This window comes from Pyxidicoccus trucidator (assembly GCF_010894435.1).
Lineage (GTDB): Bacteria > Myxococcota > Myxococcia > Myxococcales > Myxococcaceae > Myxococcus > Myxococcus trucidator.
The window spans coordinates 304,086-328,769 of record NZ_JAAIXZ010000002.1 but is presented as its reverse complement, the minus strand read 5'-3'; the positions used below and the strand labels follow the sequence as shown (position 1 = coordinate 328,769).

General features: G+C 70.1%; 24 protein-coding genes. 14 read left to right on the top strand and 10 right to left on the bottom strand.

The genetic code is table 11. The features are described 5' to 3' along the window. The first annotated feature begins 305 nt into the window (after nucleotides 1-305). The 3 genes from G4D85_RS07995 to G4D85_RS07985 all read left to right on the top strand — a co-directional run bounded on the left by G4D85_RS07995 (nucleotide 306) and on the right by G4D85_RS07985 (nucleotide 1,911). Entirely contained in the window at nucleotides 306-977 is a 672-nt protein-coding gene (locus G4D85_RS07995; RefSeq protein ID WP_164009675.1) for a S1 family peptidase, read from the top strand. Nucleotides 978-1,071: 94 nt separating this feature from the next. Further along, nucleotides 1,072-1,335: a hypothetical protein gene (locus G4D85_RS07990; protein ID WP_240359142.1), complete on the top strand. Its 264-nt coding sequence runs from the start codon at nucleotides 1,072-1,074 to the stop codon at nucleotides 1,333-1,335. Between the two features lie 183 nt (nucleotides 1,336-1,518). Then, nucleotides 1,519-1,911 (top strand): response regulator, encoded by a 393-nt coding sequence (locus tag G4D85_RS07985; RefSeq protein ID WP_205525466.1) that lies wholly within the window; start codon nucleotides 1,519-1,521, stop codon nucleotides 1,909-1,911. 12 nt (nucleotides 1,912-1,923) lie between these two features. Here G4D85_RS07985 and uraH read toward each other — a convergent pair whose 3' ends face one another. Genes uraH through G4D85_RS07960 form a run of 5 tightly spaced genes read right to left on the bottom strand, consistent with a single transcriptional unit; the run spans nucleotide 1,924 to nucleotide 6,626 of the window. Continuing rightward, nucleotides 1,924-2,268: a hydroxyisourate hydrolase gene (gene uraH, locus G4D85_RS07980; protein WP_164009672.1), complete on the bottom strand. Its 345-nt coding sequence runs from the start codon at nucleotides 2,266-2,268 to the stop codon at nucleotides 1,924-1,926. Beyond that, nucleotides 2,265-2,774: a 2-oxo-4-hydroxy-4-carboxy-5-ureidoimidazoline decarboxylase gene (gene uraD, locus G4D85_RS07975; protein WP_164009670.1), complete on the bottom strand. Its 510-nt coding sequence runs from the start codon at nucleotides 2,772-2,774 to the stop codon at nucleotides 2,265-2,267. Before uraD ends, uraH begins: the two co-directional genes overlap by 4 nt. Next, on the bottom strand, nucleotides 2,771-3,793 hold the full coding sequence (alc, locus tag G4D85_RS07970; protein WP_164009668.1) for an allantoicase: 1,023 nt from the start codon (nucleotides 3,791-3,793) through the stop codon (nucleotides 2,771-2,773). Before alc ends, uraD begins: the two co-directional genes overlap by 4 nt. Before the next feature lie 20 nt (nucleotides 3,794-3,813). Further along, nucleotides 3,814-5,184: an allantoinase AllB gene (gene allB / locus G4D85_RS07965; RefSeq protein WP_164009665.1), complete on the bottom strand. Its 1,371-nt coding sequence runs from the start codon at nucleotides 5,182-5,184 to the stop codon at nucleotides 3,814-3,816. Beyond that, on the bottom strand, nucleotides 5,181-6,626 hold the full coding sequence (locus G4D85_RS07960; protein ID WP_164009663.1) for an FAD/NAD(P)-binding protein: 1,446 nt from the start codon (nucleotides 6,624-6,626) through the stop codon (nucleotides 5,181-5,183). Before G4D85_RS07960 ends, allB begins: the two co-directional genes overlap by 4 nt. A 173-nt stretch (nucleotides 6,627-6,799) precedes the next feature. On the opposite strand from G4D85_RS07960, the gene pruA reads away from it, so the two are divergent. The 3 genes from pruA to G4D85_RS07945 all read left to right on the top strand — a co-directional run bounded on the left by pruA (nucleotide 6,800) and on the right by G4D85_RS07945 (nucleotide 10,630). Then, nucleotides 6,800-8,455 (top strand): L-glutamate gamma-semialdehyde dehydrogenase, encoded by a 1,656-nt coding sequence (gene pruA, locus G4D85_RS07955; protein WP_164009661.1) that lies wholly within the window; start codon nucleotides 6,800-6,802, stop codon nucleotides 8,453-8,455. Nucleotides 8,456-8,459: 4 nt separating this feature from the next. After that, complete coding sequence (locus tag G4D85_RS07950; RefSeq protein WP_164009659.1) at nucleotides 8,460-9,308, top strand: aldose epimerase family protein; 849 nt, start codon at nucleotides 8,460-8,462, stop codon at nucleotides 9,306-9,308. Between the two features lie 134 nt (nucleotides 9,309-9,442). Further along, a complete protein-coding gene (locus G4D85_RS07945) occupies nucleotides 9,443-10,630 on the top strand; it encodes a DUF8173 domain-containing protein (protein ID WP_205525465.1) in 1,188 nt (395 codons plus the stop codon). 24 nt (nucleotides 10,631-10,654) lie between these two features. Here G4D85_RS07945 and G4D85_RS07940 read toward each other — a convergent pair whose 3' ends face one another. Together G4D85_RS07940 and G4D85_RS07935 are read right to left on the bottom strand one after the other, a co-directional pair. Beyond that, on the bottom strand, nucleotides 10,655-11,239 hold the full coding sequence (locus tag G4D85_RS07940; protein WP_205525464.1) for a HEAT repeat domain-containing protein: 585 nt from the start codon (nucleotides 11,237-11,239) through the stop codon (nucleotides 10,655-10,657). A 275-nt stretch (nucleotides 11,240-11,514) separates the two neighbouring features. Next, a complete protein-coding gene (locus G4D85_RS07935) occupies nucleotides 11,515-12,441 on the bottom strand; it encodes a LysR family transcriptional regulator (protein WP_164009655.1) in 927 nt (308 codons plus the stop codon). 82 nt (nucleotides 12,442-12,523) lie between these two features. Here G4D85_RS07935 and G4D85_RS07930 point away from each other — a divergent pair, with 82 nt between their 5' ends. The 6 genes from G4D85_RS07930 (at nucleotide 12,524) to G4D85_RS07905 (ending at nucleotide 18,486) form a co-directional block, all read left to right on the top strand. Continuing rightward, nucleotides 12,524-13,759 (top strand): acyl-CoA dehydrogenase family protein, encoded by a 1,236-nt coding sequence (locus tag G4D85_RS07930; protein WP_164009653.1) that lies wholly within the window; start codon nucleotides 12,524-12,526, stop codon nucleotides 13,757-13,759. A 7-nt stretch (nucleotides 13,760-13,766) separates the two neighbouring features. Next, entirely contained in the window at nucleotides 13,767-14,585 is an 819-nt protein-coding gene (locus G4D85_RS07925) for an SDR family oxidoreductase (RefSeq protein ID WP_164009651.1), read from the top strand. Between the two features lie 17 nt (nucleotides 14,586-14,602). Then, complete coding sequence (locus G4D85_RS07920; RefSeq protein ID WP_164009649.1) at nucleotides 14,603-15,679, top strand: phosphotransferase family protein; 1,077 nt, start codon at nucleotides 14,603-14,605, stop codon at nucleotides 15,677-15,679. Continuing rightward, nucleotides 15,679-16,371 carry a histidine phosphatase family protein gene (locus G4D85_RS07915; protein ID WP_164009647.1) on the top strand — a complete coding sequence of 231 codons (693 nt, stop codon included), beginning with the start codon at nucleotides 15,679-15,681 and terminating at the stop codon, nucleotides 16,369-16,371. The genes G4D85_RS07920 and G4D85_RS07915 overlap by 1 nt, the downstream gene beginning before the upstream one ends. A gap of 10 nt (nucleotides 16,372-16,381) precedes the next feature. Continuing rightward, nucleotides 16,382-17,128, top strand: a complete 747-nt coding sequence (locus tag G4D85_RS07910) for an SDR family oxidoreductase (RefSeq protein ID WP_164009645.1) — start codon at nucleotides 16,382-16,384, stop codon at nucleotides 17,126-17,128. A gap of 65 nt (nucleotides 17,129-17,193) precedes the next feature. Next, nucleotides 17,194-18,486, top strand: a complete 1,293-nt coding sequence (locus tag G4D85_RS07905) for an Nramp family divalent metal transporter (protein WP_240359141.1) — start codon at nucleotides 17,194-17,196, stop codon at nucleotides 18,484-18,486. Nucleotides 18,487-18,494: 8 nt separating this feature from the next. On the opposite strand, the gene G4D85_RS07900 is transcribed toward G4D85_RS07905, so the two are convergent. Then, nucleotides 18,495-19,379: a methylated-DNA--[protein]-cysteine S-methyltransferase gene (locus tag G4D85_RS07900; protein ID WP_164009643.1), complete on the bottom strand. Its 885-nt coding sequence runs from the start codon at nucleotides 19,377-19,379 to the stop codon at nucleotides 18,495-18,497. Nucleotides 19,380-19,546: 167 nt separating this feature from the next. Here G4D85_RS07900 and G4D85_RS07895 point away from each other — a divergent pair, with 167 nt between their 5' ends. Next, the gene (locus G4D85_RS07895) at nucleotides 19,547-20,188 is read left to right on the top strand and encodes a glutathione S-transferase family protein (RefSeq protein ID WP_164009641.1); all 642 of its coding nucleotides are present in this window, start codon (nucleotides 19,547-19,549) and stop codon (nucleotides 20,186-20,188) included. A 352-nt stretch (nucleotides 20,189-20,540) separates the two neighbouring features. On the opposite strand, the gene G4D85_RS07890 is transcribed toward G4D85_RS07895, so the two are convergent. Beyond that, nucleotides 20,541-21,782, bottom strand: a complete 1,242-nt coding sequence (locus tag G4D85_RS07890) for a hypothetical protein (protein WP_164009639.1) — start codon at nucleotides 21,780-21,782, stop codon at nucleotides 20,541-20,543. A 483-nt stretch (nucleotides 21,783-22,265) separates the two neighbouring features. Between G4D85_RS07890 and G4D85_RS07885 the strand changes: the two genes are divergently transcribed. Then, complete coding sequence (locus tag G4D85_RS07885; RefSeq protein ID WP_164009637.1) at nucleotides 22,266-23,546, top strand: alpha/beta fold hydrolase; 1,281 nt, start codon at nucleotides 22,266-22,268, stop codon at nucleotides 23,544-23,546. Between the two features lie 30 nt (nucleotides 23,547-23,576). Here the strand turns inward: G4D85_RS07885 and G4D85_RS07880 are convergent, their stop codons facing one another. Next, the gene (locus tag G4D85_RS07880) at nucleotides 23,577-24,671 is read right to left on the bottom strand and encodes a potassium channel family protein (protein WP_164009635.1); all 1,095 of its coding nucleotides are present in this window, start codon (nucleotides 24,669-24,671) and stop codon (nucleotides 23,577-23,579) included. Nucleotides 24,672-24,684 lie beyond the last annotated feature (13 nt).

The following is a 24,684-nucleotide window of genomic DNA, read 5'->3' as shown; positions in this document are numbered from 1 at the left end:
ACGGCTGCGCTCGTCCAGGACGGTTGTCTTCTCCTCGTCGCTCACGGAGGTGCGGTGGGACCCGGGGGTTAGCGGAATCCAGAGGTCAATGGAATATCACGTTTCCACGGTACGAGCACGTTCAGTGGTCATCAAAACGGGTAACAGCGGACCTCCACCCCACGTGCGCAGGCAAGTGACAGCCGGAGCGTGCCCTGCTCGTGCGCCTGCCGGACGGCCCTTCCCTCAGGGCCCGGTGGGCGGGTGCACATCCTTCCCCACAGGGGTGCCGGCCAGGGGCCGTGTACCCGTGAGGGAGGCGGACGATGCGCGCGGGCACGAGGCGATGGCTGGCATGGGCGGGAGCGCTGGGACTGGCGACGCTGGCGGCCTGTGACGGCCCCGCGCCGGACGAAGCGGACACCCCGCCCGACGTCGATGACGTGGCCGCGGCCACGGTGACGCTGGAGCCGGGCCACTGCGCGGGCGTGGTGGTGGAGGATGGCCGGCACGCCCTCACCGCGGCGCACTGCGTCCGGCCGGATGACACGCGGGTACACCTGTCATTCCTGGGCGGACAGCGGCTCGGAGGCACCTACGTGCACGTGGACCGCGGCCGGGACGTGGCCGTCATCCGGCTGGACGCCCGGGCGCCGGTGCGGCCGCTGGAGGTGGCGGACGGGCTGCCCGCGCCCGGCGACGCCCTGGTCTTCACCGGCCGGAACGACAGGCCCGGCGACGCACAGGAGGCCCAGCTGGAGCGGCTGGGCCGCTGCCCCTCGCTGCCGGAGGTGCCGGCCGCCCTCTTCACCACGATGCGGGGCCGGCCCGGAGACTCGGGGGCGCCGCTGGTGGACTCGCGGATGCAGGTGGTGGGGCTCGTCCATGGCGGCGCGGCCTGCCGCATCGCTACGCCCACCGCCGGACTGGGCCCGCTGGTGGAGGACCTGTCGCGCGGCGGCCCGGAGCTGGCGCGGGGCGCCACCCGGCGGCGCTAGCCCACCACCCGGCCGGCCGGGCCTTGCTTGCCCGCCGCGCCGCCGCTTCCGAACTTCAGTCGGGCAGGCAGGGCATGCGCACGGAGGCGACACCATGGCGGGCAACACAAAGGACTTTCAGCCGCGCAACCGGGGGCAGGTGGAGGACGCGCAGGACCGGGGTGCCGCCGAGACGGCCCGACAGCTGGGCAAGGAGCGCGACGCCAGCCCCACCTCGGACACCGACTGGGAGGCCCGGGTGGAGCGCGGCGAGGAGTGGACGACGGAGCAGGTGCCCGAGCGCGAGGCGCGCGGTGACGAGGAGCCGGACTCCGACGTGTCCCGGCGCGGGCTGGTGAACCCGCCTCCAGAGGAGTAACCCCCCGATTTCCCGCCCGGCCCCCGAGCGGCGGGGCGCCATGGGGCCCGAAGGCCCCGACTGGGGGCAATGCGGACCCCTTGCTCCCAATGCGCGGGACGGGGATGCTGGAGACCTGACCGATTGGATGAGGGAGCGCTGGACCCACCTGGCGCCTCCCCCAGCCCCGGGGGCGGAAGCGCCGTGAAGCCGAAGGTCCTCATCGTCGAGAACTCATGGACGATGCGGGAGACGCTGCGTCTCCTGCTGTCCGGCGAATTCGACTGCACCACCGCGGCCGACGGCGAAACGGGCCTGTCGCTCGCGATGGCCAGCCCTCCGGACGTGCTGCTGTCCGATGTGAACATGGACGGCATGGACGGCTACGAGCTGTGCCGCCGGTTCCGCGCCGAGCCCACGCTGCAGCAGATTCCCGTCATCTTCGTCAGCGGCTACCCGCCCCGCGAGGCGGGCGATGCGGCCCAGTCCGGGCCGGACGTGTACCTCGTCAAGCCGGTGAAGCCGCAGGTGCTCATCGCGGAAATCCACACCCTGCTGGGCGCCCGCCTCACCACCCAGGCCGTCGGCAAGCCCTGACCCGGGCCGCGCTCAGCTTCCCCTGTACGTGGAGTAGCCGAAGGGGCTCAGCAGCAGCGGGACGTGGTAGTGCTCGTCCGGCGCGGTGAGCTCGAACACCACCGTCACGGAGGGGTAGAAGCCCTTCTCGCCTTGCGCGCGGAAGTAGGCCCCCGTGTCGAAGGCCATGCGGTAGACGCCGGTCTCCACGCGGGCGCCCTGGGGCAGGAAGTCGCGCACGCGCCCGTCGTCGTTGGTGATGCCGCGCGCCAGCTCCTTCCAGGTGCCAGCAGGCCCTTGCAGCTCCAGGGTGATGGGGACACCGGCGGCCGGGCGGCCGCGGTGCGTGTCGAGGACATGGGTGGAAAGAGTGCTCATGACGCCAGCAGCTTCTCCAGTCGGATGCGGGTGATTTTCGCCTGCTCCTCGGCGGCGATGCGCAGCTCCTCGTCCGGAGGGTTGTCCAGCCGCGCGCGCAGCAGGTCCAGCATCTCCGCCGCGCTCTTCCCGGTGGCGCACACCAGGAAGATGAAACCGAACCGCCGCTCGTACTCTGCATTGCCGTCGGCCAGCCCCTGCAGCACCGCCTCGTCCGCGCCGCTCACCCCGCCCTGCTCCTGCGAGGACCAGGACGCGGTGGACGCGAACTTCGCGCGAAGCTGGGACACGTCGCCGATGCGGGGGTGGTGCGTGAAGGCCTCGCGCCAGTCCTCCGGCCCCGTCTGCTTCCAGAGCCACGAGGCCTCCGCGAGCAGGTGCTCGGCGTCGCGGAAGGGCCGAGAGCGGACCATGCCGTCCGCCCAGCGCGAGGAGCCACAGCAGCGCAGCAGCTCCGCGCGGGCCTCGGAGGGCAGCAGCTTGTTGAGTCGCTCCAGCGCGCTCATGCCGGCCGCCCGTGGACCCGCAGCCGGCTGACGCCGCCGTCGGGGAAGATTTTCAAGCGCACGTGGGTGAAGGGCCCCTGGGCGCGCAGCTCGGACTCGAAGAAGTGCCGGTGGTCCGCCTGCAGCTTCGTGCGCGGCAGCAGCTCCGTCCAGGCGATGTCGTGCGCGTTGGCGAAGTCCACCACCGGCTCGCGCAGGTAGCAGCCCTCCAGGGACGCGGACTCCGGGAAGTTGCCCTTGTAGTGCGCGGTGTCCACCTCCACCTTCTGCACGGTGCCCGGCACGGCCAGCTTCACCACAATCCAGTCGAAGCCCGGCAGCGTCCGCTTGCGCCGCGTCTCCCAGCCCTCGCCCATGTTGGCCGCGCGGCCCGGGAGGATGAGGTTGTCCTTGGGGCTGAAGAAGGAGTCGTTGCACGTCACCACCGTGCCGCCGTGCTCCGCCGCCGCCAGGTCCACCGTGCCACTCGCGCGCGTCAGGCGCTCGAAGTCCGGCCGCACCTCGCCGTGCACGCGGAAGCGCGCCACGCCGCCATCCGGGTAGATGTTGAGGCGCAGGTGCGTCCAGCGCTGCTCGCTGGCGATGGGGAACAGGTTGCGCGAGCCCCCTTGCAGCCGGAGCTGCGGGAGGATGCGCGTCCACTTCGCGTCCACCAGCGACTCGGGAGTGGGCGTGCCCTCCACCTCCAGCGCGTCCACCGAGGCATACTCGGGGAAGTTGCCGAGGAAGTGGTTGGTGTCGATGTCCACGCCGCGCACCACGCCCGGCAGGCCGAGCTGGAGGATGCACCAGTCGTGGCCCGGCACGCGCTTGCGGCGCGACTCCCAGCCGTCCATCCACTTGCCCTGCTCGGTGTACTTGCCGGGGATGAAGACGCCCCGGCCGGGCTTGAGGAGGTTCTCCTTGCCCGCGAAGAACTCGTCGCTGGCCAGCAGGGCGCGGCCGCCCACGTGTTCAGCCGCCAGGTCGATGAACTCGGTGAAAGCGACGCGCAGCTTTCCCTCTTCGGGTGCGTGCATGGTGTGTGGTCTCCAGACTTTCAGGCTTCGGCGCGCGCCGTGACAGGGCGGCGCACCCAGCGTCCAACCGGGCGCGGCAACGGCTGGCCGCGCTCATGAATCTTCATTCCCCGCAGGAACGTCATCTCCACCACGCCCGTCAGCGTCCGGCCCGCGTAGGGCGTAATCGGATGACGGTGTAGCAGGCGCGAGGGCTCCACGGTGAAGGAAGCCTCCGGGTCGAAGACGACGAGGTCCGCGTCCGCCCCGGGTGCCAGCGTGCCCTTCACGCCCTCCAGCCCTACCAGCCGCGCCGGGGCCTCGCACATCCAGCGCACCAGCGACTCCAGCCCGTGCCCGCGCTTGCGCGCCTCCGTCCACACCGCCGGCAGGCTGAGCTGCAGGGAGGCAATGCCCCCCCACGCCGCGCCGAAGTCCCCGCGCTCCAGGTGCTTCAGGGCCGGCGTGCAGGGCGAGTGGTCCGACACCACCATTTCGATGTCTCCCTGCGCCAGCCCGCTCCACAGCCGCTCGCGGTTCTCCGCCTCGCGGATGGGCGGCGCGCACTTGAAGTGGGTGGCGCCGTCCTCGATTTCCTCCGCCGTGAAGGAGAGGTAGTGCGGACACGTCTCCACCGACACGTCCAGGCCCTCGCGCCGGGCGTCGCGCAGGATGGACAGCGCGTTCGCCGACGACAGGTGGACGATGTGCACGCGGCAGCGGTGCTTGCGCGCCAGCTCCATCATCATCCGGATGGCGTCGTCCTCCCAGCGCTTCGGGCGGGACTCCAGATAGCCGCGGTACGTGCGCGGGTCTGCTCCCGCCGGCGCCCGCCGCACGGGCGACTCCAGCTCCGCGTGGACGATGAGCGGCACAGCCCGCCGCGCCAGCACCGGCATGGCCACGTCGAGCACCGCGCTGTCCGCATGGGGGAACTCGTCCACGCCCGACGGACACAGGAAGCACTTGAAGCCGGCGATGCCCGCGTCGATGAGCGCCTCCAGCTGGTCCGCGTTGCCGGGAATGACGCCGCCCCAGAAGGCATGGTCCACCTGGCAGCGCCCTTCCGCGGCGCGGGCCTTGAGCTGGAGCGCGTCCAGCGTGGTGGTGGGCGGCAGCGAGTTGAGCGGCATGTCCACCACGGTGGTGATGCCGCCGGCCGCCGCCGCGCGCGTGGCCGTCTCGAAGCCCTCCCACTCGGTGCGGCCGGGCTCGTTGATGTGCGCGTGGCTGTCCACCACGCCGGGCATCACCACCTTGTCGCCCACATCCGTCACCGGCAGGCCCGCCGGAATCTCGGAGGGGGCCACCACCGCGGCCACCTTGCCGTCCTTCACCACCACCGCCGCCTCGCGCATGCCGCCGGGCGCCAACACCCGCCGGCTGCGCAGCACGAACTGCTCTCCGCTCATGGCTCGAATTCCTTCTCGTCGTAGCGTTCCAGGGACTCGAAGAAGGCGTCCCGGTCATCCAGGTAGAGCTGCCGCGTCACCCCGCTCACCAGCTTGGGCAGGCCGTACTTCATTCCGGAGATGCTGGCACCCCCGAAGCCCAGCGACAGCAGGCAGCCGAAGGTGAAGTTGAAGATGGAGGCGAGATGCGGCGCGCGGCCCGGGTGCTTCTCCTGCAGCTCGAAGTGGGCGCCCAGGTACGGGTGGCGCAGCAGGTCCGCATGCTCCTGCCCCGAGGGCGGCGTGTAGCGGTCCTTCCACAGGGCGATGTCCCCGTGCAGCAGCGCCAGCTCCGGACGCAGCGACAGGTCCGTCACGGTGCCGCTGCCGACGATGAGCTTGTCGAAGGTGAACTGCCCCTGCGGCGTGGTGACGCGGGCCCGGCCGCCCACCTCCTCGGCGGAGAGCCACGGGCTGCCGCCGTGCAGGTGGAACTGGGGGAAGGTGCGGGCGCGACGGAAGGTGTCCGCGGGCGGCAATTGCCCCATCTCCATGATGCGGTGGATGAAGCGCCAGCGGTCCGCGTCCGGCAGGTCGGCGTGGTGCTTGAGGAAGCCCACGAACTCGGCCCAGCGGTACGGGTTGACGTTGGGCAGCGTCTTGCGGCGGTAGAAGAGGCTCACCTCGGAGGCGCCGTGCTCCAGCGCCACGGCGGCGTTGTCGAAGGCGGAGGCGCCAGCGCCCAGCACGCCCACGCTCCTGCCGCGCAGGGCCTCGAAGTCGATGTCGTCGCGCGTGTGGGCGTACAGCTCGCGGGGCAGGCCGGCAATCACGGACGGCACCTCCCAGCGGCCCGAGCCGTCGATGCCGGTGGCCAGCACCACCTTGCGCGCATACAGCACCCCGGCGTCGCCCTCGCGGGTGTGCTGGAGGGGGGCGACGAAGCACTCCTCCTCCGCGCTCCACGCCAGCGCGCCCACGCGGGTGCGGCAGCGCACTGGGATTTCCAGCGTGCGGCGGTACCAGTTGAGGTAGTCCGCCCACATCTCCTTGGGGACGCGCTCCACCTCCTGCCACGCCGCGTCACCGTGTTGGGCCTCGTACCAGGACTGGAAGCAGAGGTTGGGGAGGTTGTGGTCCGGGCCGGTGAGGTGCTTCGGCGTGCGCAGCGTGTGCATGCGCGCGAAGGTCTTCCACGGCCCGGCCAGGTCCGGCTCGCTGTCGTCCACCACGAGCAGGTTGGTGACGCGCTCGCGCATCAGCCCGAAGGCGGCGGTGAGGCCGCTCTGCCCGCCGCCGATGATGAGCACGTCCAGCACCTTCTGCCCGGCCCGCGTGCAGCGCGGCAGCACCCAGGGGCGCTTGGGGTACTCCAGCCGCTCGAGGTCCTTGCGAATCGCGTCCTCCAGCGCGGAGAGACCGGGGGCCGAGGGGGACTCGGGGCTGCGAGGCAGGATGCGCATGGCCCACATCGTACCCGTGCTCCAAGACATCGGGTCAATGTCACCCGGAAGACAGAGAACCCCATGGAAATCAAAGGGTTCACTGATAGCAGGCCCCTGCTTCCTCGCTGCCCCCGCCAGGCGGGTTGGTTATGCTCCGCCGCCCTTTGTTTCCCGACCCGAGGTCCGCCCGCGTGATCAACGCCATTACCCGCGTCCCGCCGCCGAAGAACGAGCCCGTCCTCTCCCACGCGCCTGGGTCGCCCGAGCGCCGCGAGCTGCAGGCCACGCTCAAGCGCATGAGCGCCGAGCAGATTGAGATTCCCGTCATCATCGGCGGCAAGCACATCCGCACCGGCAAGACGGACACGGTGCGCATGCCGCACAAGCACTCGCACGTGCTGGCCACGCTGCACGAGGCGGACGGCAGCCACGTGGAGCAGGCCATCCAGGCCGCGCTGTCCGTCAAGGACGACTGGGCGCGGATGCCCTTCCAGTCGCGCGCCGCCATCTTCCTGCGCGCCGCGGAGCTGCTGGCCACGCGCTACCGCCCCCTCCTCAACGCCTCCACGATGCTGGGGCAGTCCAAGACAGCCCACCAGGCGGAAATCGACGCCACGTGCGAGGCCGTGGACTTCCTGCGCTACAACGTCCACTTCGCGGAGCAGATTCTCGGCATGCAGCCGGAGGCCGCGCCGCAGACGTGGAACATGTCGGACTACCGCCCGCTGGACGGCTTCGTCCTCGCGGTGGCGCCCTTCAACTTCTCGTCCATTGCCCTCAACCTGGCCACCGCGCCGGCGCTGATGGGCAACGTGGTGCTCTTCAAGCCCTCGTCCACGGCGGCCCTGAGCGCCTGGTACATCATGGAGCTGATGCGCGAGGCGGGCCTGCCCGACGGCGTCATCAACATGCTGCCCGGCGACGGCCCGACGGTGGGCAACCCGGCCATGGCCAGCCCGCACCTGGGCGGCATCCACTTCACCGGCTCCACGCCCACGTTCAACGCGATGTGGCGCACGGTGGGAGAGAACATCTCCAAGTACAAGCAGTACCCCCGGCTGGTGGGTGAGACGGGCGGCAAGGACTTCATCGTCGCCCACGCGTCCGCGGCGGATGACCTGGAGGCGCTCGCGGTGGCCATCGTCCGCGGCGGCTTCGAGTACCAGGGCCAGAAGTGCTCCGCGGCCAGCCGCGTCTTCATCCCCGAGTCCCTGTGGCCGAAGCTGAAGCCCCGCCTCCAGGCGCTCGCCAGCGACATCCGCATGGGCGACGTGACGGACTTCCGCAACTTCATGGGCGCCGTCATCGACGAGAAGTCCTTCAAGCGCACGTCCTCGTACCTGGACCTGGCGAAGAACGACCCGCAGGCCAGCATCGTGACGGGCGGCACGGCGGACTCGAAGGAGGGCTGGTTCGTGAAGCCCACGCTGGTGCAGCTCAATGACCCGCGCCACCGCATCCTCCGCGAGGAAATCTTCGCGCCGGTGGTGGGCATCCACGTGTACCCCGACGCGCGCTACGAGGAGACGCTGCGCGAGGTCGACCAGGCCGCCTCCTACGCCCTCACCGGCGCGGTGTTCGCCCGGGACAGGAAGGCCATCGACACGGCGATGCGCGAGCTGCGCCACGCGGCGGGCAACTTCTACATCAACGACAAGCCCACGGGCGCGGTGGTGGGCCAGCAGCCCTTCGGCGGTGGGCGCGCGTCGGGCACCAACGACAAGGCGGGCTCCATGCTCAACCTGCTCCGCTGGACGAGCCCCCGCACCATCAAGGAGACCTTCGTGCCGCCCGTGAAGGTGCCCTACCCCTTCATGGACAGCGACCCGCACGAAGGGGCCATCTAACGCCATGGGCGGTCCGTTCCCCGGCATCGCGGGCCTGGACACGTACGCGCTGGTGGACGGCGGCTGCCGCGTGGAGGTCATCCCCTCGCGCGGCGCCCTCGTCACCCGGATGACGGTGGACGGCGACGAGGTGCTCTACCTCGACGAGGCCACCGTCGCCGACCCGGCGAAGAACGTGCGCGGCGGCATTCCCGTGCTCTTCCCCATCGCGGGCGCGCTGCCGGGGGACACGTACCCGGCGGCCGGCGAGGAGTACTCGCTGCCGCAGCATGGCTTCGCACGGAAGCTGCCCTGGAAGGTGCGGCAGTCGGAGGACTCCCTGTTGGTGGTGGGCCTGTCCTCCACTGTCGAGACGCGGCGCCAGTTTCCGTGGAGGTTCGACGCGCAGCTCACCTTCTCGCTGGTGGGCTCGCGGCTGACGCTGGCCTTCGACGTGGAGAATCAGGACCGCAAGCCCCTGCCGCTGCACCTGGGCTTCCACCCCTACTTCCGGGTGACGGAGGCACTGAAGCCCCGGGCGAGTGTAGAGACGAACGCCACGCACGCCTGGGACAACCGCCTCAAGCGGGAGGTGGCCTTCACCGGGTTGGACCTCACCGCGGACGAGTTGGACCTGCACCTGAGGGACCACTCGGGCGCGGGGACGAAGCTGGAGCGCGGGCCGGGAAGCCGGCCGGTGCGCCTGTCCTGGAGCCCGGAGTTCCGCCTGCTCGTGGTGTGGACGCTCAAGGGGAAGGACTTCGTCTGCGTGGAGCCCTGGACGGCGGCGGCGGGTGCGCTGGCCACCGGACAAGGCCTGCTGCACGTGCAGCCCGGGGAGCGGGCCTCGCTCGCGTTCGACATCGAGGCGTGAGCGTCCGCTGCCTCCCCGGCGCGTTGGCCGGGGAGCACGGCGGGCGCTGGTGTCTCCTCCTGCCCCTGGCTGCTTGCGTCCTGAAGCGCGCGTCCCCAGCGGTGCCTTGAAGGCCACCACCACGGGAGAGCGCCATGTCCACGGTCAGGTCCATGCAGTCACACGGAAGGGGGCGGGTACCGTCCGCCTGGGTGCTCGCCATGCTCTTGCTGGGCATGGTGCTCCCTGGAGTCGCGCGGGCCGCGGACGTGCGCACCGGGGAAAGGGTGGTGGTAGGCCCCCAGGAGGTCATCAACGATGACCTGTATGTCTTTGCCCGGGAGGTGGACATCCAGGGCACTGTCCGAGGGGACGTGGTGGCGATGGCCCGGAAGGTCACTCTCCAAGGCAGGGTGGAAGGCGACGTGTTCTCCGCTGCCGGGGAGACGCTGGCGAATGGACAGGTGGACGGCAGCCTCCGGAGCGCCACCAACACCCTCCAGTTGGGGGCCACCGTGGGCAAGGATGCGCTGCTCGCCGGCAACCAAATGAGCCTGCTCCCCGGGGGGAACATCCCGGGGGACCTCCTCATCGCCGGGAACAAGGTGGACGTCCGGACTCCGGTGGGCGGAGACGCACGGGCCGCCGCGCAGGCGCTCACGCTGGGAGCGCCGGTGCAAGGCACCCTGAGTGCCGAGGTGGGCACGCTGAACTTCACCGAAGGGGCACGCATTGGCGGAGACCTGAGCGTGACCTCCGAGGATGCGGTGCAGGTGCCTCCCGGCGCGGTGGCGGGACAGGTGGAACAGACGCGTACCGAGAGCCAGAGCGCGGGGAGCACGGCGCTCGGCGTGTTCTATCTCTGGGTGCGCTCCATCGTCGGACTGTTCGCCCTCGGGTTGCTGCTGGCGCTCCTGGCGCCCCGGCTCGCGAGGAGTGCGCCGGTGGTGCTGCGGGAGCGGCCCTGGCAGAGCCTGGGCTGGGGTGTCCTGGCCTTCGTGGTTGCTCCCATCGCCGCCTCCATCGTGTTCGCGGTGGGGCTCGTGGTGGGAGGCTGGTGGCTTGGCGTATTCGTGCTGGCGCTCTACGTGCTGGCGCTCCTGGCGAGCTTCCCCGTGGTGGGGATGCTCATTGGCAGGAAATTACTGGAGCGGTTCGGCAGGCACGGGCCCTCGCTGGTCCTCGCACTGCTGACGGGCCTCGTCCTGCTGACGCTCCTGCGGCGGGTGCCATTCCTCGGTGGAGTGGTCGGACTGGTCACCATGTTCTTCGGTCTGGGGGCGCTGCTGCTGGCCATCCGGGGCCTGCGCCGCCCCACCACCCCGCTCAGCGCTCCCGCCTGACCGCGACACACAGCTCGAGGGCCGCTACTTCCGCTCGTCCTCGTCCGAGGGGTCAACGGGCTTCGGTCGCGGCCATCCAATCCACTCAATGGCTCTGGATGCCGCATCGGCCACGGTACCCACCCATCCCTCTACCGGGGTCTTGTCCGCGAGCATCTCCTTGAGCGCCGGAATGAGCGGCGGATGATTCGATGATCCCAGTGCGAAGAGGGCGCAGTAGCGGACCTCGGGCGAGGGGTCTTTCAGTGCATCGAGCAGTGCCTTGACCGCGATTTCAAACTCCCTGGAGTCCGCACTCACTTTGTTGAACAGGTAGGCAAGCCCCTCCGAGGCCTGCCCCCGTACCTTGGGAGCCTCGCTACGGTCTTCGAGGATGCGGACCATGAGGCCCCACAGCGCGAGATCGTCATGCCAGGACAGCGCATAGAGGATGGCATGCCTCGTCTCGATACGGCGCTCCGGCTCAAGGAGTTCGAGCAACCTGGACGTGGTCGACGCGTCGGCGGAAAGAAGCTTGGCCGCTCCAACCATGGCCTCGCGGTCGGGTCCCAGGATGTCCTTCAGCGCGGTTTCACGCTGCTCCTGCGACAACGGCTCACGCTTGCTCATGTTCGTACCCCCGGACCTCGGGCACCAGCAGGTTCACTCGTCCGCTCATGAAGAGAATCCTCGCCTGGGTGCGGGCACGTGGGGAACAGGAGTCACCGCCGACACGTCCTCCCCGACGGACATTCTCGTCTACGAGGCCAGAGTCCCGGACTGGCTGTCTCTGCGGCCGCGTCCCGGGGTGCGGGCCCGCAGCGAGACGCAGCCGGCGAGTGCAGGCCCCACCGGACTGGAAGCAGGCCCCAACGTCCATGGCACCAAGCATCCCGGAGTGCGCGCTACTTCGTGCCTGTGGCCAGCGCCCCGGCGAGCGCCAGCAGCTCCGTGCGCAGCCAGCGGTTGCGCGGCTCCGAGTCCGACTGCCGGTGCCAGTACACGTGCAGCTCCAGCGGAGGCAGTGCCAGCGGCATCGGCATCAGATGGTTGCCCACCATGGAGTGCAGCTGCTCCGCGCGGCGCCGCGCCATGGTGAGCAACAGGTCCGAGCCGGAAATGATGTGGAACGCGGCCTCGTAGCTCTGGCACCGCGCGTTGACGTCGCGCTGGTAGCCCAGGCGGGTGAGCACCATGTCCTCCACGGCCAGCCCCGTGCGCCGGGATGACACGGTGACGTGCCCCGCTGCCATATACGCTGCCACGTCCAGCCTGCGCCGCCGCCGGCCCACCACACAGAAGGTGTCCCGCAGCAGCAGCGTGTGCCGCAGGTCCGCCCCCGTCGGCTGCTCCACGTCGAGCGACAGGTCCACCCGTCCCGACGCCAGGTCCCGCTCCAGCCGGGGCCGGTCCAGCCGGACGCTCCGCACCCGTGCCTCGGGGGCGCTCTCCCGCAAGCGCGCCACCAGGTGCGGGACGATGGACGGCTCCAGCAAATCGTTCATCGCCACGGTGACGGAGCCCACGTCGCGCCGGGGGTCGAAGCCCCGGGTGCGGTGCACGGCGCCCTCGAACAGGGCGAGCGCCTCGCGAATCTCCGGCGCCAGCCGCTCCGCGAACGGCGTCGGCGCCACTCCCCTCCCCTCCCGGACGAAGAGCGGCTCCCCCAGCTGCTCCTTCAGCCGGGCGAGCGCATGGCTCACCGCCGACTGGCTGAGGAACAGCACCTCCGCGGCCCGGGTGAGGCTCCGCTCCCGGAGCACCACGTCGAAGACCCGGAAGAGGTTGAGATCGAGCTGCGCCAGCCGGGCTGAGTCCTGAACAGGATTCATGACAACACATGACCAACATTCATTGGATGCATCAACAGCGGAGTGCGCAGGATGCCGACATCACCTCAAGGAGAACCCCGCGATGGACTTCGAGCCGAGCGCCCGAACCAAGGACTACCTGGAGCGCATCAAGCGGTTCATGCGCGAGCACATCGACCCGGTCGAAGCCCGCTACCGGGACGAGGTCAACGCCACCTGCCACGGGGGCGACTGGAAGACCTGGAAGGTGCCGTCGGTGATGGAGGAGCTGAAGGCCCGCGCGAAGGCGGAAGGGCTGTGGAACCTCTTCCTCCCCGACGCGAAGCTCGGCGCCGGCCTCAGCGTCCTTGAGTATGCGCCCCTGGCCGAGGAGATGGGCCGCAGCTTCATCGCCCCCGAGGTCTTCAACTGCAGCGCTCCTGACACCGGCAACATGGAGGTGCTCTGGAAGTACGGCTCCGAGGAGCAGAAGGCGCGCTGGCTCACGCCGCTGCTCGCGGGAGACATCCGCTCGGTGTTCTGCATGACGGAGCCCGAGGTGGCCTCGTCGGACGCCACCAACATGCAGGCCACCGCCGTCGTGGACGGGAACGAGGTCGTCCTCAACGGCAGCAAGTGGTGGTCCAGCGGCCTGGGCCACCCGAACGCGAAGGTCACCATCTTCATGGCCCGCACGCCCGAGACCGGGGGCGACCGCCACCACCAGCACTCCATGGTGCTGGTGCCCCTGGATGCCAAGGGTGTGAGCATCCGCCGCATGCTGCCGGTGTTCGGCGACTACGACGCCCCCCATGGCCACGGGGAAGTCCACTTCCAGGACGTGCGCGTGCCGCTCAACAACATCATCTCCGGGCCGGGCATGGGCTTCGAGATTGCCCAGGGCCGGCTCGGCCCCGGCCGCATCCACCACTGCATGCGCTGCATCGGCGCGTCCGAGCGGGCGCTGGAGCTGATGATCGACCGAGGCATGAAGCGCACCGCCTTCGGCAAGCAATTGCTCAACCTGGGTGGCAACCGCGAGCGCGTCGCCGAGGCACGCATCGCCATCGACCAGGCGCGCCTGCTGACGCTCTACGCCGCCTGGAAGATGGACCAGGTCGGCGCCCTGGGCGCGATGACGGAGATTTCCGCCATCAAGGTGACCGCGCCCAACGTGCTCCAGAAGGTGGTGGACGACGCCATCCAGATTCACGGCGGCGCGGGCGTGTCCCAGGACACGCAGCTGTCGGGCTTCTTCGCCCAGGCGCGCACCCTGCGCCTCGCGGACGGTCCGGACGAGGTCCACAAGGGGCTCATCGCCCGCATCGAGCTGTCGAAGCGCGGCTTCTCCCGGAGCTGAAGCGTCCATGGCCAACCAGCGCATCTTCATCACCGGCGGGGCCAGCGGGCTCGGGAAGGCCATCGCCCTGCGCTTCGCCCGAGCGGGGTGGAAGGTCTGCATCGCCGACCTCAACGAGGCCCGGGGCGCGGAGACGTTGTCTGCCCTGGGCTCGGACGGCTACTTCCTGCGCTGCGACGTGACGCGCGAGGAGGACCTGCGCGCCGCCGCGGAGTCGCTCCAGGCGCGCTGGGGCGGCGTGGACGTGGTGGTGAACAACGCGGGCGTCGCCCAGGCCGGCGCCATCGAGGACGTCTCCATCGATGACTGGCGGTGGATCATCGACATCAACCTGCTGGGCGTGGTGCGGGGCTGCAAGGTGTTCACCCCCGTGTTCCGCCTGCAGGGGCACGGGCACTTCGTCAACGTCGCCTCCATGGCGGGCCTGCTCGATGTGCCGATGATGAGCAGCTACAACGCCACCAAGGCGGCCGTCGTCTCGCTGTCGGAGACGCTGCACAACGAGCTGGCGGACGCGAATATCGGTGTCAGCGTCGTGTGTCCGTCCTTCTTCAAGACGAACCTGGGCGACTCGCTGCGCACCACGGACCCGCGGCTGGGGGCCACCATGGCGCGGCTCCTGGAGCGCTCGGCCGTCACCGCGGACGACATCGCCAACGACGTCTTCCGGGCGGTGGAGCAGCGGAAGTTCTACGTCCTGTCGCACGCGGAGGGGCGCCGGGCGTGGCTGATGAAGCGCTTCCTCCCGCGCGGCATCTACGCGAAGGTGATGCGCAGGAGCACCGCCCGGATGCGCCCAAGCCCCGGCCCCACACCGACGACATGAGGGAGAGAAAGCACGCCATGGCTTCCACCACCCCCATCGACCCGTCCGGGGCCGTCCGCCCCGGCGAGGAGCTGAACGTCCCCGCCGTCGACGCCTGGCTCAAGGCGCTGGTGCCCTCGCTGGAGGGCACGCCGCAAATCACCCAGTACTCGGGGGGCGCCTCCAACTGGACGTACCGGCTGAAGTACCCGAACCGCGACCTCATCCTGCGCCGGCCCCCGTCGGGCACGAAGGCGAAGTCCGCGCATGACATGGGCCGCGAGTTCAAGGTGCAGCAGGCCCTGAAGCCAGCCTACCCGGCCGTGCCCACCATGGTGGGCCTGTGCCAGGACGCGTCCGTCATCGGCTCCGAGTTCTATGTGATGGAGCGCATCGAGGGCGTCATCCCTCGCAAGCAAATGCCCCGGGGGCTCACCCTGGACAAGGCGCAGACGCGGCAGCTCTGCCTCAATGTCATCGACAAGCTGGTGGAGCTCCACTCCGTGGACGCGGCGTCCGTGGGACTGTCCTCGCTGGGCAAGGGTCCGGGCTATCCGAAGCGGCAGATTGAGGGCTGGTCGGACCGGTACGAGAAGGCGCGCACCTGGAACGTGCTCGGCTTCAAGTACGTGCGGGACTGGCTCAAGGCCCACACGCCCGATGACGTTGCCACCTGTGTCATCCACAACGACTGGCGCTTCGACAACGTGGTGCTCGACGCGGGTGACCCCACCCGCGTCATCGGCGTGCTCGACTGGGAGATGGCCACGCTGGGCGACCCGCTGATGGACCTGGGCAACGCGCTGGCCTACTGGGTCCACGCGGACGACAACTTCATGCTGCGGATGACACGCCGCCAGCCCACGCACCTGCCCGGCATGCTCCGGCGCGAAGAGGTGGTGGAGTACTACTGCGACCGCATGAAGCTGAAGCCCGCGAACTGGACCTTCTACGAGGTCTACGGCCTCTTCCGGCTCGCGGTCATCATCCAGCAAATCTACTACCGCTATCACCACAAGCAGACGCGCAACCCGGCGTTCAAGAACTTCTGGGTGCTGGCCAACTACCTCGGCCTGCGCTGCGAGCGGCTCGTCCGCACGAAGGGGGCCCGCTGATGGGCGTGGTGTACCTGGTCCGCCATGGACAGGCCTCGTTCGGGGCCGCGGACTATGACCAGCTCTCGGAGACGGGCGTCGCGCAGGCGCGCGTGCTCGGGGAGACGCTGCGCTCCCGGCTTCCTCGCGCGGACGCGGTCGTCACGGGCACCCTGGTGCGCCACCGGCAGACCGCCGACGCGTGCCTCGCCGCGCTGAAGTGTGACGTCCCCCAGCGGCGCTCGAAGGGCTTCGACGAGTTCGACATGGACGAAATCATCGTCCGCCATGAGCCGCGCTACGAGGACCGCACGCTGCTGATGCAGGACATCGCCGGAGCGACGGAACCGCGTCGCGCGTTCCAGGCGCTGTTCACGGAGGCCGTCGCCCGCTGGGTGGGTGGCGGGTTCGACGACGAGTACACCGAGCCCTGGCCCGTCTTCAGGGACCGCTGCATCCGGGCGATGGACGAGCTGATTCGCGAGCTGGGCGCCTCGAAGAACGCGCTGGTGTTCACCTCCGGCGGCCCGATTACGGCCATCTGCCAGGACCTGCTGCGGATTCCCGACGAGCACGCCTTCCGGCTGAACACGGCCCTGGCGAACTGTGGCGTCACCAAGGTCGTCTACAGCGAGCGCACCCGGTTCCTGTCCACGATGAACGAGCACGGCTTTTTCGAGGGGACGCAGCGCGCGCTGCTCACCTACCGCTGAGGGCTGCACGATGCGCAAGAACATCCTGATTACCGGCGCCAGCTCCGGCCTGGGCGAGGGCATGGCCCGCGAGTTCGCCGCCCAGGGCCGCAACCTCGCGCTGTGCGCGCGCCGCACCGAGCGGCTGGACGCGCTCAAGGCGGAGCTGGTGGCGAAGCACCCGGGCGTCACCATCTCCGTGCGGGCCCTGGACGTGAATGACCACGCGCAGGTGTTCAGCGTGTTCGACGCATTCACGCAGGACCTGGGCAGCCTGGACCGCTTCATCGTCAACGCGGGCGTCGGGCAGGGGAAGCGAATTGGCACCGGCCACTTCGCCGTCAACGTGCAGACGGCGCAGACGAACTTCGTCGCCGCGCTGGCGCAGTGCGAGGCGGCGGTGGGCATCCTCCGCAAGCAGGGCCAGGGACACCTGGTGACGATTTCGTCGATGAGCGCCATGCGCGGGCTGCCCCGGCACCTGACGGCCTACGCGGCGACGAAGGCCGGCCTCGCCACCCTGACGGAGGGCATCCGCGCCGAGCTGCTGGGGACGCGCATCAAGGTCACCACCATCTACCCCGGCTACATCCACACGGAGCTGAACGCGGGGGCGAAGAACCTGCCCTTCGCCGTGGACTCCGAGAAGGGCTCGCGCGCCCTGGTGAAGGCGATTGAGCGCGAGCCCGTGAAGGCCTACGTGCCCGGCTGGCCTTGGGCGGCCGTGGGCTTCTTCCTGCGGAACCTGCCGCTCAAGCTCGTCGCGCGCATGTCGTGAGGGTGCGCGGGCCTGTATCCTGACGCGGCCCGGCCGCTTCGAGCCCACCTCGGGGCGGCCTCCCCATGCCAGACACCGAGTCCCCACCCGCGCAGCCCACCACCACCGTAGCCCCTCCAGCCCGGCTCGGGCTGATGGCACGCTTCGGTCCAGGAATGCTCGTCGCGGCCACCGGCGTTGGCGCGGGAGACCTGCTCACCGCCAGCCTGGGCGGCTCGACGGTGGGCGTGTCCATCCTCTGGGCCGCCGTGCTGGGCGCCTTGCTGAAGGGCTTCCTCAACGAGGGCATCGCCCGCTGGCAGCTCGCCACCGGCACCACGGTGCTGGAGGGCTGGGCCCGGTTCGGCGCCTGGCTGCGCTACCTCTTCCTCATCTACCTGCTGGGCTGGAGCTTCTTCACCGGCGGGGCACTCATCTCCGCGTGTGGCGCCGCGGGAGATGCTCTGTGGCCCCTGAGCAGTGAGCCGGAGACGTCCCGGCGCATCTGGGGCGTGCTGCACTCGCTCGTCGGCCTGGGGCTGGTCTGGTTCGGCGGCTTCCGCCTGTTCGAGAAGCTGATGGCCGCCTGCACCGGCCTGATGTTCGTCGCCGTCCTCTTCACCGCCGTGGGCTCGGGCCCGGACTGGGGCGCCGCCGCGCGAGGAGTCGTCATCCCCTCCATCCCCCCGGGAGGCGCGGGCTGGGTGCTGGGGCTGCTGGGCGGCGTGGGCGGCACCGTGACGATGCTCTCCTACGGCTACTGGATTCGCCAGAAGGGCCGCGAGGGCGCGCAGTGGCTGCGGACCTGTCAGGCGGACCTCGCCGTGGGCTATTCGCTGACGGCGCTGTTCGGCATGGCCATGGTGCTCATCGGCTCCACGCTGGAGCTGCAAGGCAGTGGGCTGAAGGTGGCGAACCTGCTGGCGCAGCGGCTGGGGGAAGTCATCGGCCCCGCGGGCTACTGGCTCTTCCTCTGGGGCTTCTGGGGCGCCGTCTTCTCCAGTCTGCTGGGGGTCTGGGAGGGGGTCCCCTACCTCTTCGCGGACTTCCTCCGCATCCACCGGAAGCAGCCCGCGCATCAGGTCGACCTGAGGACCACCCGGGCGTGGCGCCTGTACCTAGTGGCGCTCGCCCTGGTGCCCCTGCCCATGCTGTGGGCGCCGCTCCAGCGCGCGCAGCTCGCCTACGCGGTGGTGGGCTCCCTCTTCATGCCGCTGCTCGCCGCCACGCTGCTGTGGATGAACAACCGGCGTGACTGGGTGGGCGGGCTGCGGAGCAACTGGCTCATCAACGCCGCGCTCGTCGCCACGCTGCTGCTGTTCCTCGGAGTCGGGCTCGATGAAGCCCTTGAAGCATTCCGCAAGCTGCGGGGGCCGTGAGCCGCGCCTCAGGCGCTTCCCACTCCCGCCTCACTGACCATCCCCGCCTCGTTCTCCGCGCCGTACCGCAGCGACTCCCACGCGAGCATGACCTGCTTGCGCGCCGGCCCCCAGCGGTAGTCCCCGAAGACGCCCGTCTTCCGCAGCACCCGGTGGCAGGGGATGAGCAGCGCCACGGGGTTGTCCCCCACCGCCGAGCCCACCGCGCGCACCGCCTTCGGATTGCCGATGGCCCGGGCAAGGTCCTCGTACGTCGCGACCTGGCCGGGGGAGATGCGCAGCAACGCCTGCCACACCTGCACCTGGAAGGGCGTACCCTTCACCAGCACCGATAGCGGCGTGGGCTCACGCGGCGGCTGCTCGGGGAAGATGCGCTCCGCCCAGGACGCTGTGCCGTCCCGAGACTCCACGAAGGCGGCCCGGGGCCACTGCGCGCGCAGCGAGGCCAGGGCCTCTTCCGCCGACTCGCCGGTGAGGAAGTGGAGGCCGCAGATGCCGCGCTCACAGGCGGCGATGAGGCAGTCGCCGAACGGGGACGGATGGATGCCGTACCGCACGGTGAGCCCCTCGCCCCCCTGCTTGAACTCGCCCGGCGTCATCGCGGTGAGGGTGACGAAGAGCTCGTGCAGCCGGCCTCCGCCGGACAGGCCCACCGTGTAGGACGTGTCGAGCACGCTGCGCCGCTCGGCGAGCAGGCGCCGGGCCGAGCTGAACGTGTGCACCTGGAGGAAGCGCTTGGGGCTGATGCCTGCCCAGCGCGTGAAGAGCCGCTGGAAGTGGAACGGGCTCAGGCCCACGTGCGCCGCGACGTCGTCGAGCGACGGCTGCTCGCGTGCATGGACGTCGAGGTAGAGGATGGCCTGCTCGATTCGGGCGTAGTCGCTGGTCGCCATGCCACGGCTCCTGGGAAGGGCGCTTCCACACCGATATGGCCGCCGGGGCGCGCGGGAACAACCCGGTTCTTGCGCCCCCTCGCCCCGCCGGACGCAGCAAGGAGCGGGTCGTCCGCCCGGGGCGTGCTCCCTACCCTGTCTCGCGTCCACCCTCTCCCGGAGCACCGATGCGCCTCTACGACTATCCTCCTTCCGCCAACGGCTACAAGGTCCGCCTCCTGCTCTCCTGGCTCGGCAGGCCGTACGAGCTGGTGCCGGTGGACATCTTCTCGGGCGAGAGCCGCACCGAGGACTTCCTCCGGAACAAGAACCCCGATGGACGCATCCCCGTGCTCGAGCCCGAGCCGGGCCGCTTCCTCGCGGAGTCCAATGCCATCCTCCTCTACCTCGCGCAGGGCACGCCGCTGCTGCCGGACGACGCCTTCGCTCGCGCCCAGGTGAACCAGTGGCTCTTCTTCGAGCAGAACAGCCTGGAGCCCAATGTGGGCACCGTGCGCTTCTGGCACCTGACGGGCCGCGCCAGCCGCTACCCCGAGGCCTTCCGCCTGCGCGTGGAGCGGGGCCATGAGGCGCTCGCCGCGCTGGAGCGCCACCTGCGCGAGCGCGAGTTCCTCGTGGGCGAGCACCCCACCGTGGCGGACCTCGCGCTATATGCGTACGCACACGTGGCGCCCGAGGGTGGCTTCGACCTGGAGCGGTACCCCACGGTGTCGGCCTGGCTGGAGCGGGTGAAGGCCCGGCCCGGCCACATCGGCGCGCTGGCGCCGTACACCGCCAACGCGCACGTCGTCGCCGCGCTGACGGCCTGACGACTCCGGCACCCGGCAGGGGCACCACATGACCGGCCTCGCCGACCTTCGCGCGCACGCGGGCCCTCCCGGGAGCACTCCTGGACCGTGCTGTTCGGAAATGTCGGGGGATTTGCGCGGCGAAATGTCCCGACATTCCCGAACAGGACGCCTCCGGACTCGCCCCCGGCCGGCTCGGGCCGTCCTTACGGCGAGTCGTTCCGGAGGCGGGTGAGGCGAACTGAACAGGAAGCCTTCAGGCCCGGCTCGGGTCGGGCCGCGACCGGGTGAGCGACCGGGAAGCGCGTGAGGCAGAGGGAATGCACGTCGCGCCCGACATCCCCCTGGCCTCGACACCGCTACACGCTGCGCATCAGTCGTTGTTCGTCGCCGGCCGCACGCCACCGTAGAAGTGGCCATACGGCTGGAAGGACCAGAGCGCCGCGCCCCACCGCTCGTAGAGCTTGAGCGTGCCGGGCGCGAACATCGTGTCGTAGTAGCACGCGGCGACGCCCGTCCCGAGCTTCACCTCCGGACTGCCAGCGAGCACGCGCGGCCCGACGCCGGGCTGTTGCAGCGTGGCCACCGGGGCGGAGTAGTCCGGCTCACCATTGTTCGCCAGTGGGTAGGAGAAGATGTTGCAAGCGATGTAGCCGGGCTCGCAGAGGCTCTTGTATTCCGCGTACGAGACCTCCTGCCCCAGGAAGCCCGTGTTGAGGGCCTCGGTGGAGAACTCGGCCAGCTTCGCGCCGTCCGGGATGCGCAGCACGTGGACGTACGGAGTCAGCACCCAGTACGCCTTCCGGACGAAGTTGGGCGCCACGATGATGATGGGAATCTGGCAGTCATCGCTCCGCTGGAAGTGCGTGAAGAACCGCCACTGGCTGCCGGAGACGTAGAGCTCCGGGTTCCCCCACGGGTCGCTGCCCACCGCCACGCGGTAGCCATTCGTATAGAAGCTGTTGTCCCAGGGCTTCCTCGGCACCTGCGCGAGGTAGCCATGCAGCTCGCCGCCCCAGCGGTTGAACACCCGCACGTGCGGGCCGCCACCCGGGCCGGGGACGGTGACAATCTCCGAGACACCATCCCGCGTGACGTCACCCGCGCCCAGCCGCACGCCGCCGGTGAAGCCCGGGTCGTAGGCCCAGAACTCATGCATGAGCCAGGGGCCGCCGTTGATCTTCCACACGCGCACCAGGGGACCATGGCCACGACCTAGCGCGGTGATGACCTCGTCGTAGCCGTCTCCGTCCACGTCGCCCGTGGCCACGAAGACACCGCCACGGAAGTTCGAGTCGTAGGCGAAGAACTGGCTGAGCACCGCGCCGTTGTTGGGGTCCAGCACCTTCACCAGCGGGCCACCCCCGTCGCTGGTGCCGGTGACGATGTCCGAGCGCCAGTTCGTGGTGACGCGGCCGGTGGCCATCTCCACGCCCACGCTCATCGTGGACTCGTAGGCATAGAAGGAGACCCAGTTGTGATTGGTATTCGGGTCGAACGTCTTCACCGCCGGGCCTCCGCCGGGGCCGGCACCGGTGGCGTACAGCGGGGCGTTGGGCTTGGCGGATGCCGTCGCCGTGACGGCGAGCGCCGCGAAAAACAGCAGATGCTTCATGAGACCTCCAGGGGTGAGTAGGGACTGCGGCAGGGAGGACGAAGCCTTTCCGCAGGCCCTGACATCCCGGGAATAGACGGATTCGGCACGACGAACAGCCCAACCTCACCCACACCACGCTCCCGTCCCTCCGCATCGCGCGCAACGACAAGGTCCGTGAGCAGCGCTTCAAGAAGCTGACCGTGCGCGAAACCACCCCACCTCCGGAATGAAGCGGCCAGTGCGCGCCACCCAACGCTCGTCACGGACGCGCGGCTTGACTCATGCCGGGCACGGGGCTATCCGTACTGGCGAATGACGAACTTCCGCTCCATGTGTCGAATGTCGAAGCCAGGTGGGCTCCAGCCCGCCAGCGTCGGCTGACGTCCGTCACTCCGACACTGACGAGCCACTGGAGCCCACCCACCCGCGAGGGTTGGTGGGCTTCGTCGTTCCTGGACGCGCGCTCTCCCCTCGCCCCCTTCCGCCGAGGAACCGCGTCCCATGTCCACGTCCATCGTCCCCTTCCCCACGTCGGCCCCGCGCCTCTTCGACCTGTCGCTCCCCGGCCTGAAGCTGGAGGCCGGAGCGCGCCTCCCGCTTCACCTGGTGCGCGGCTGGTGGTGGGGCCCCGAGGAGGACCTCCCCTGGCTGCACTCGCGCGCCCGCGTCCTCTCCGACGAGGAGGCCCGCGACATCACCCTGCGCGTCATCCGCCGCACCACCACCGAGCAGCGCGAAGCCGCCGAGCGCGCCCGCCCCCGTGGCCCGGCCCGCACGCCGCCTCCGGTGCCCACCGTGCTGGTGGTGCACGCGCTCACCGGCGACATGCGCGCGGGGGGAGAGGGCGGCTGGTGGGAGCCGCTCATCGGCCCGGGGCGCGCGCTGGACCCTACGCGCGTGCGGTTGCTGTGCTTCAACAACCTGGGCTCCTGCTACGGCACCACCGGTCCCGCCGACGAGGGCTTTCCGGGGAGGCTGGACGACGCGCGCTTCGGACCACCGCCTCCGGTGGAGAAGGGAGACCTGCGGCAGGACGAGCAGCAGCTTCCCGCCACCGTCACGCCGTGGGACCAGGCACGCAGCATCCTCCTGGCGCTGGACGCGCTGGACGTGGACGAGGTGGCGCTCGTGACGGGAGGCTCGCTGGGAGGCATGGTGGTCCTCTGCCTCGCGGCGCTGGCACCGGAGCGCTTCGCGCGCATGGCCCCCATCGCCACCGCCGAGTCCGCCACCGCCTGGGTGGTGGGCTTCAACCACGTGGCCCGGCAGGCGCTGCTATTGGACCCGGGCTTTCCCGAGGCGCCACACCGGGGGCTGGAGCTGGCCCGGCAGCTCGCCATGCTCACCTACCGCGCGGAGGCGGCACTGCAGACGCACCAGGCACGTCCTCCCGAGTGGTCCTCACGAGCCCTCTACCCCGTGCAGAGCTACCTGGAGCACCAGGGCCGCAAGCTGGAGGCACGCTTCGACGCACGCGCCTACCTGGCGCAGCTGGGCGCCATGGACCACCATGACCTCGCGCGCTGCCCGGACGGAGGACTGCCCCGCATCCGCGCGAGCGCGCTGTGCGTGGGCATCGACCGAGACCAGCTCTTCCTCCCGCACCACATGGAGGCCCTGACCCGGCGCCTGCGCGAGCACGGCCGCCATGCCGAGCACGCCGTGCTGTCCAGCCCGTACGGGCATGACGGATTCCTCGTGGAGTGGGAGCCCATGGCCGCGCTGCTCACCCGCGCGCTCACGCTCCCCGTGGCCTCAGGCGCCAGGGTCCAGGTGGCGTAGCACCGCGCCCTCCACGCGCCGCGTGGCGGCTCACCCCACCTTGCGCTGCCCCGGCACCACCGGCGGCTCGTGGTGGGACCACGTCGGCGGCTCGGCCTCGCACGTGAAGGCCCGCAGCCGGCGGTAGTCCGGGTACGACGCCTGGAGCGACAGCACGTCCCCGGCCTTGATGACCTCGTCACCGCTGGGGTGCAGCGTCTCGGTGGCCCCCCGCACCAGCGACAGCGACAGCGCGCCGAACCTGTCGCGCACGCTGGAAATCGTCAGTCCGGGCAGGCCCTCGCGTGCCTCGAAGAGGGAGACCACCATCAGGTGCTTGCCCAGGTGGAACGAGTGGATGATGCGCGGGTCCATGGCCGCCAGCGCCATGGCCGGGGCCGCCAGCGACGAGCTGGAGAGCGCCTCCGCCTTGAAGGTGTCCCGCACCTTGCCGCTCAGGTCGTCGTCGAACAGGCGGATGACCACGCGGATGTCCGGGTTGAGCCGGCGCGCGTCCAGGGCGATGTTCAGGTTGGCCAGGTCATCGTCCGTGGCGCAGACGATGGCGGAGGCATTCTTCACGTTGGTGCGCGGCAGGCACAGCGGGCTGCGCGTGTCGTCGATGAGCAGGGGCACCTGCTCGTCGCGCAGCGCGGAGACGAAGGCGGCGTCCTCGCGCTTCTCCACCACCACCACGTCCCGGCCCATCTCCCGCAGCTGCGCGACGACGCGGTAGCCCACCCGCCCCGCCCCGCACACCACGACGTGTCCCTTCATCGTCTCGGTGACCACCTCTATCCACTCCTTGTCGTTCTTGTGCCGGGCGAAGAAGAGGTAGGCGAAGCGCACCACGCCATCCACCACCAGGGCGATGCCCACCGGCGGAATCACCAGGTTGAGCAGCTCGATGAGCCAGTCGTGCACGTACGGCAGCGAGGGCTGGCCGTAGAGCAGGAAGTAGACGTGGTGGAGCGCCTCGCCAAAGGTGAGGGACGTGCCGTCCTGCCGCACGTAGCGCCAGCAGAACAGCAGCGGCCCAATCAGGAACAGCGCCGCCGACAGCACCAGCGTCGTGCGGAAGCGCCGGGTGAGCGCCCGCAGGTAGCGCAGGTTGGCCTGGAGGTTCCGACGAGACACCGCCACCATGGGACGTCTCCTC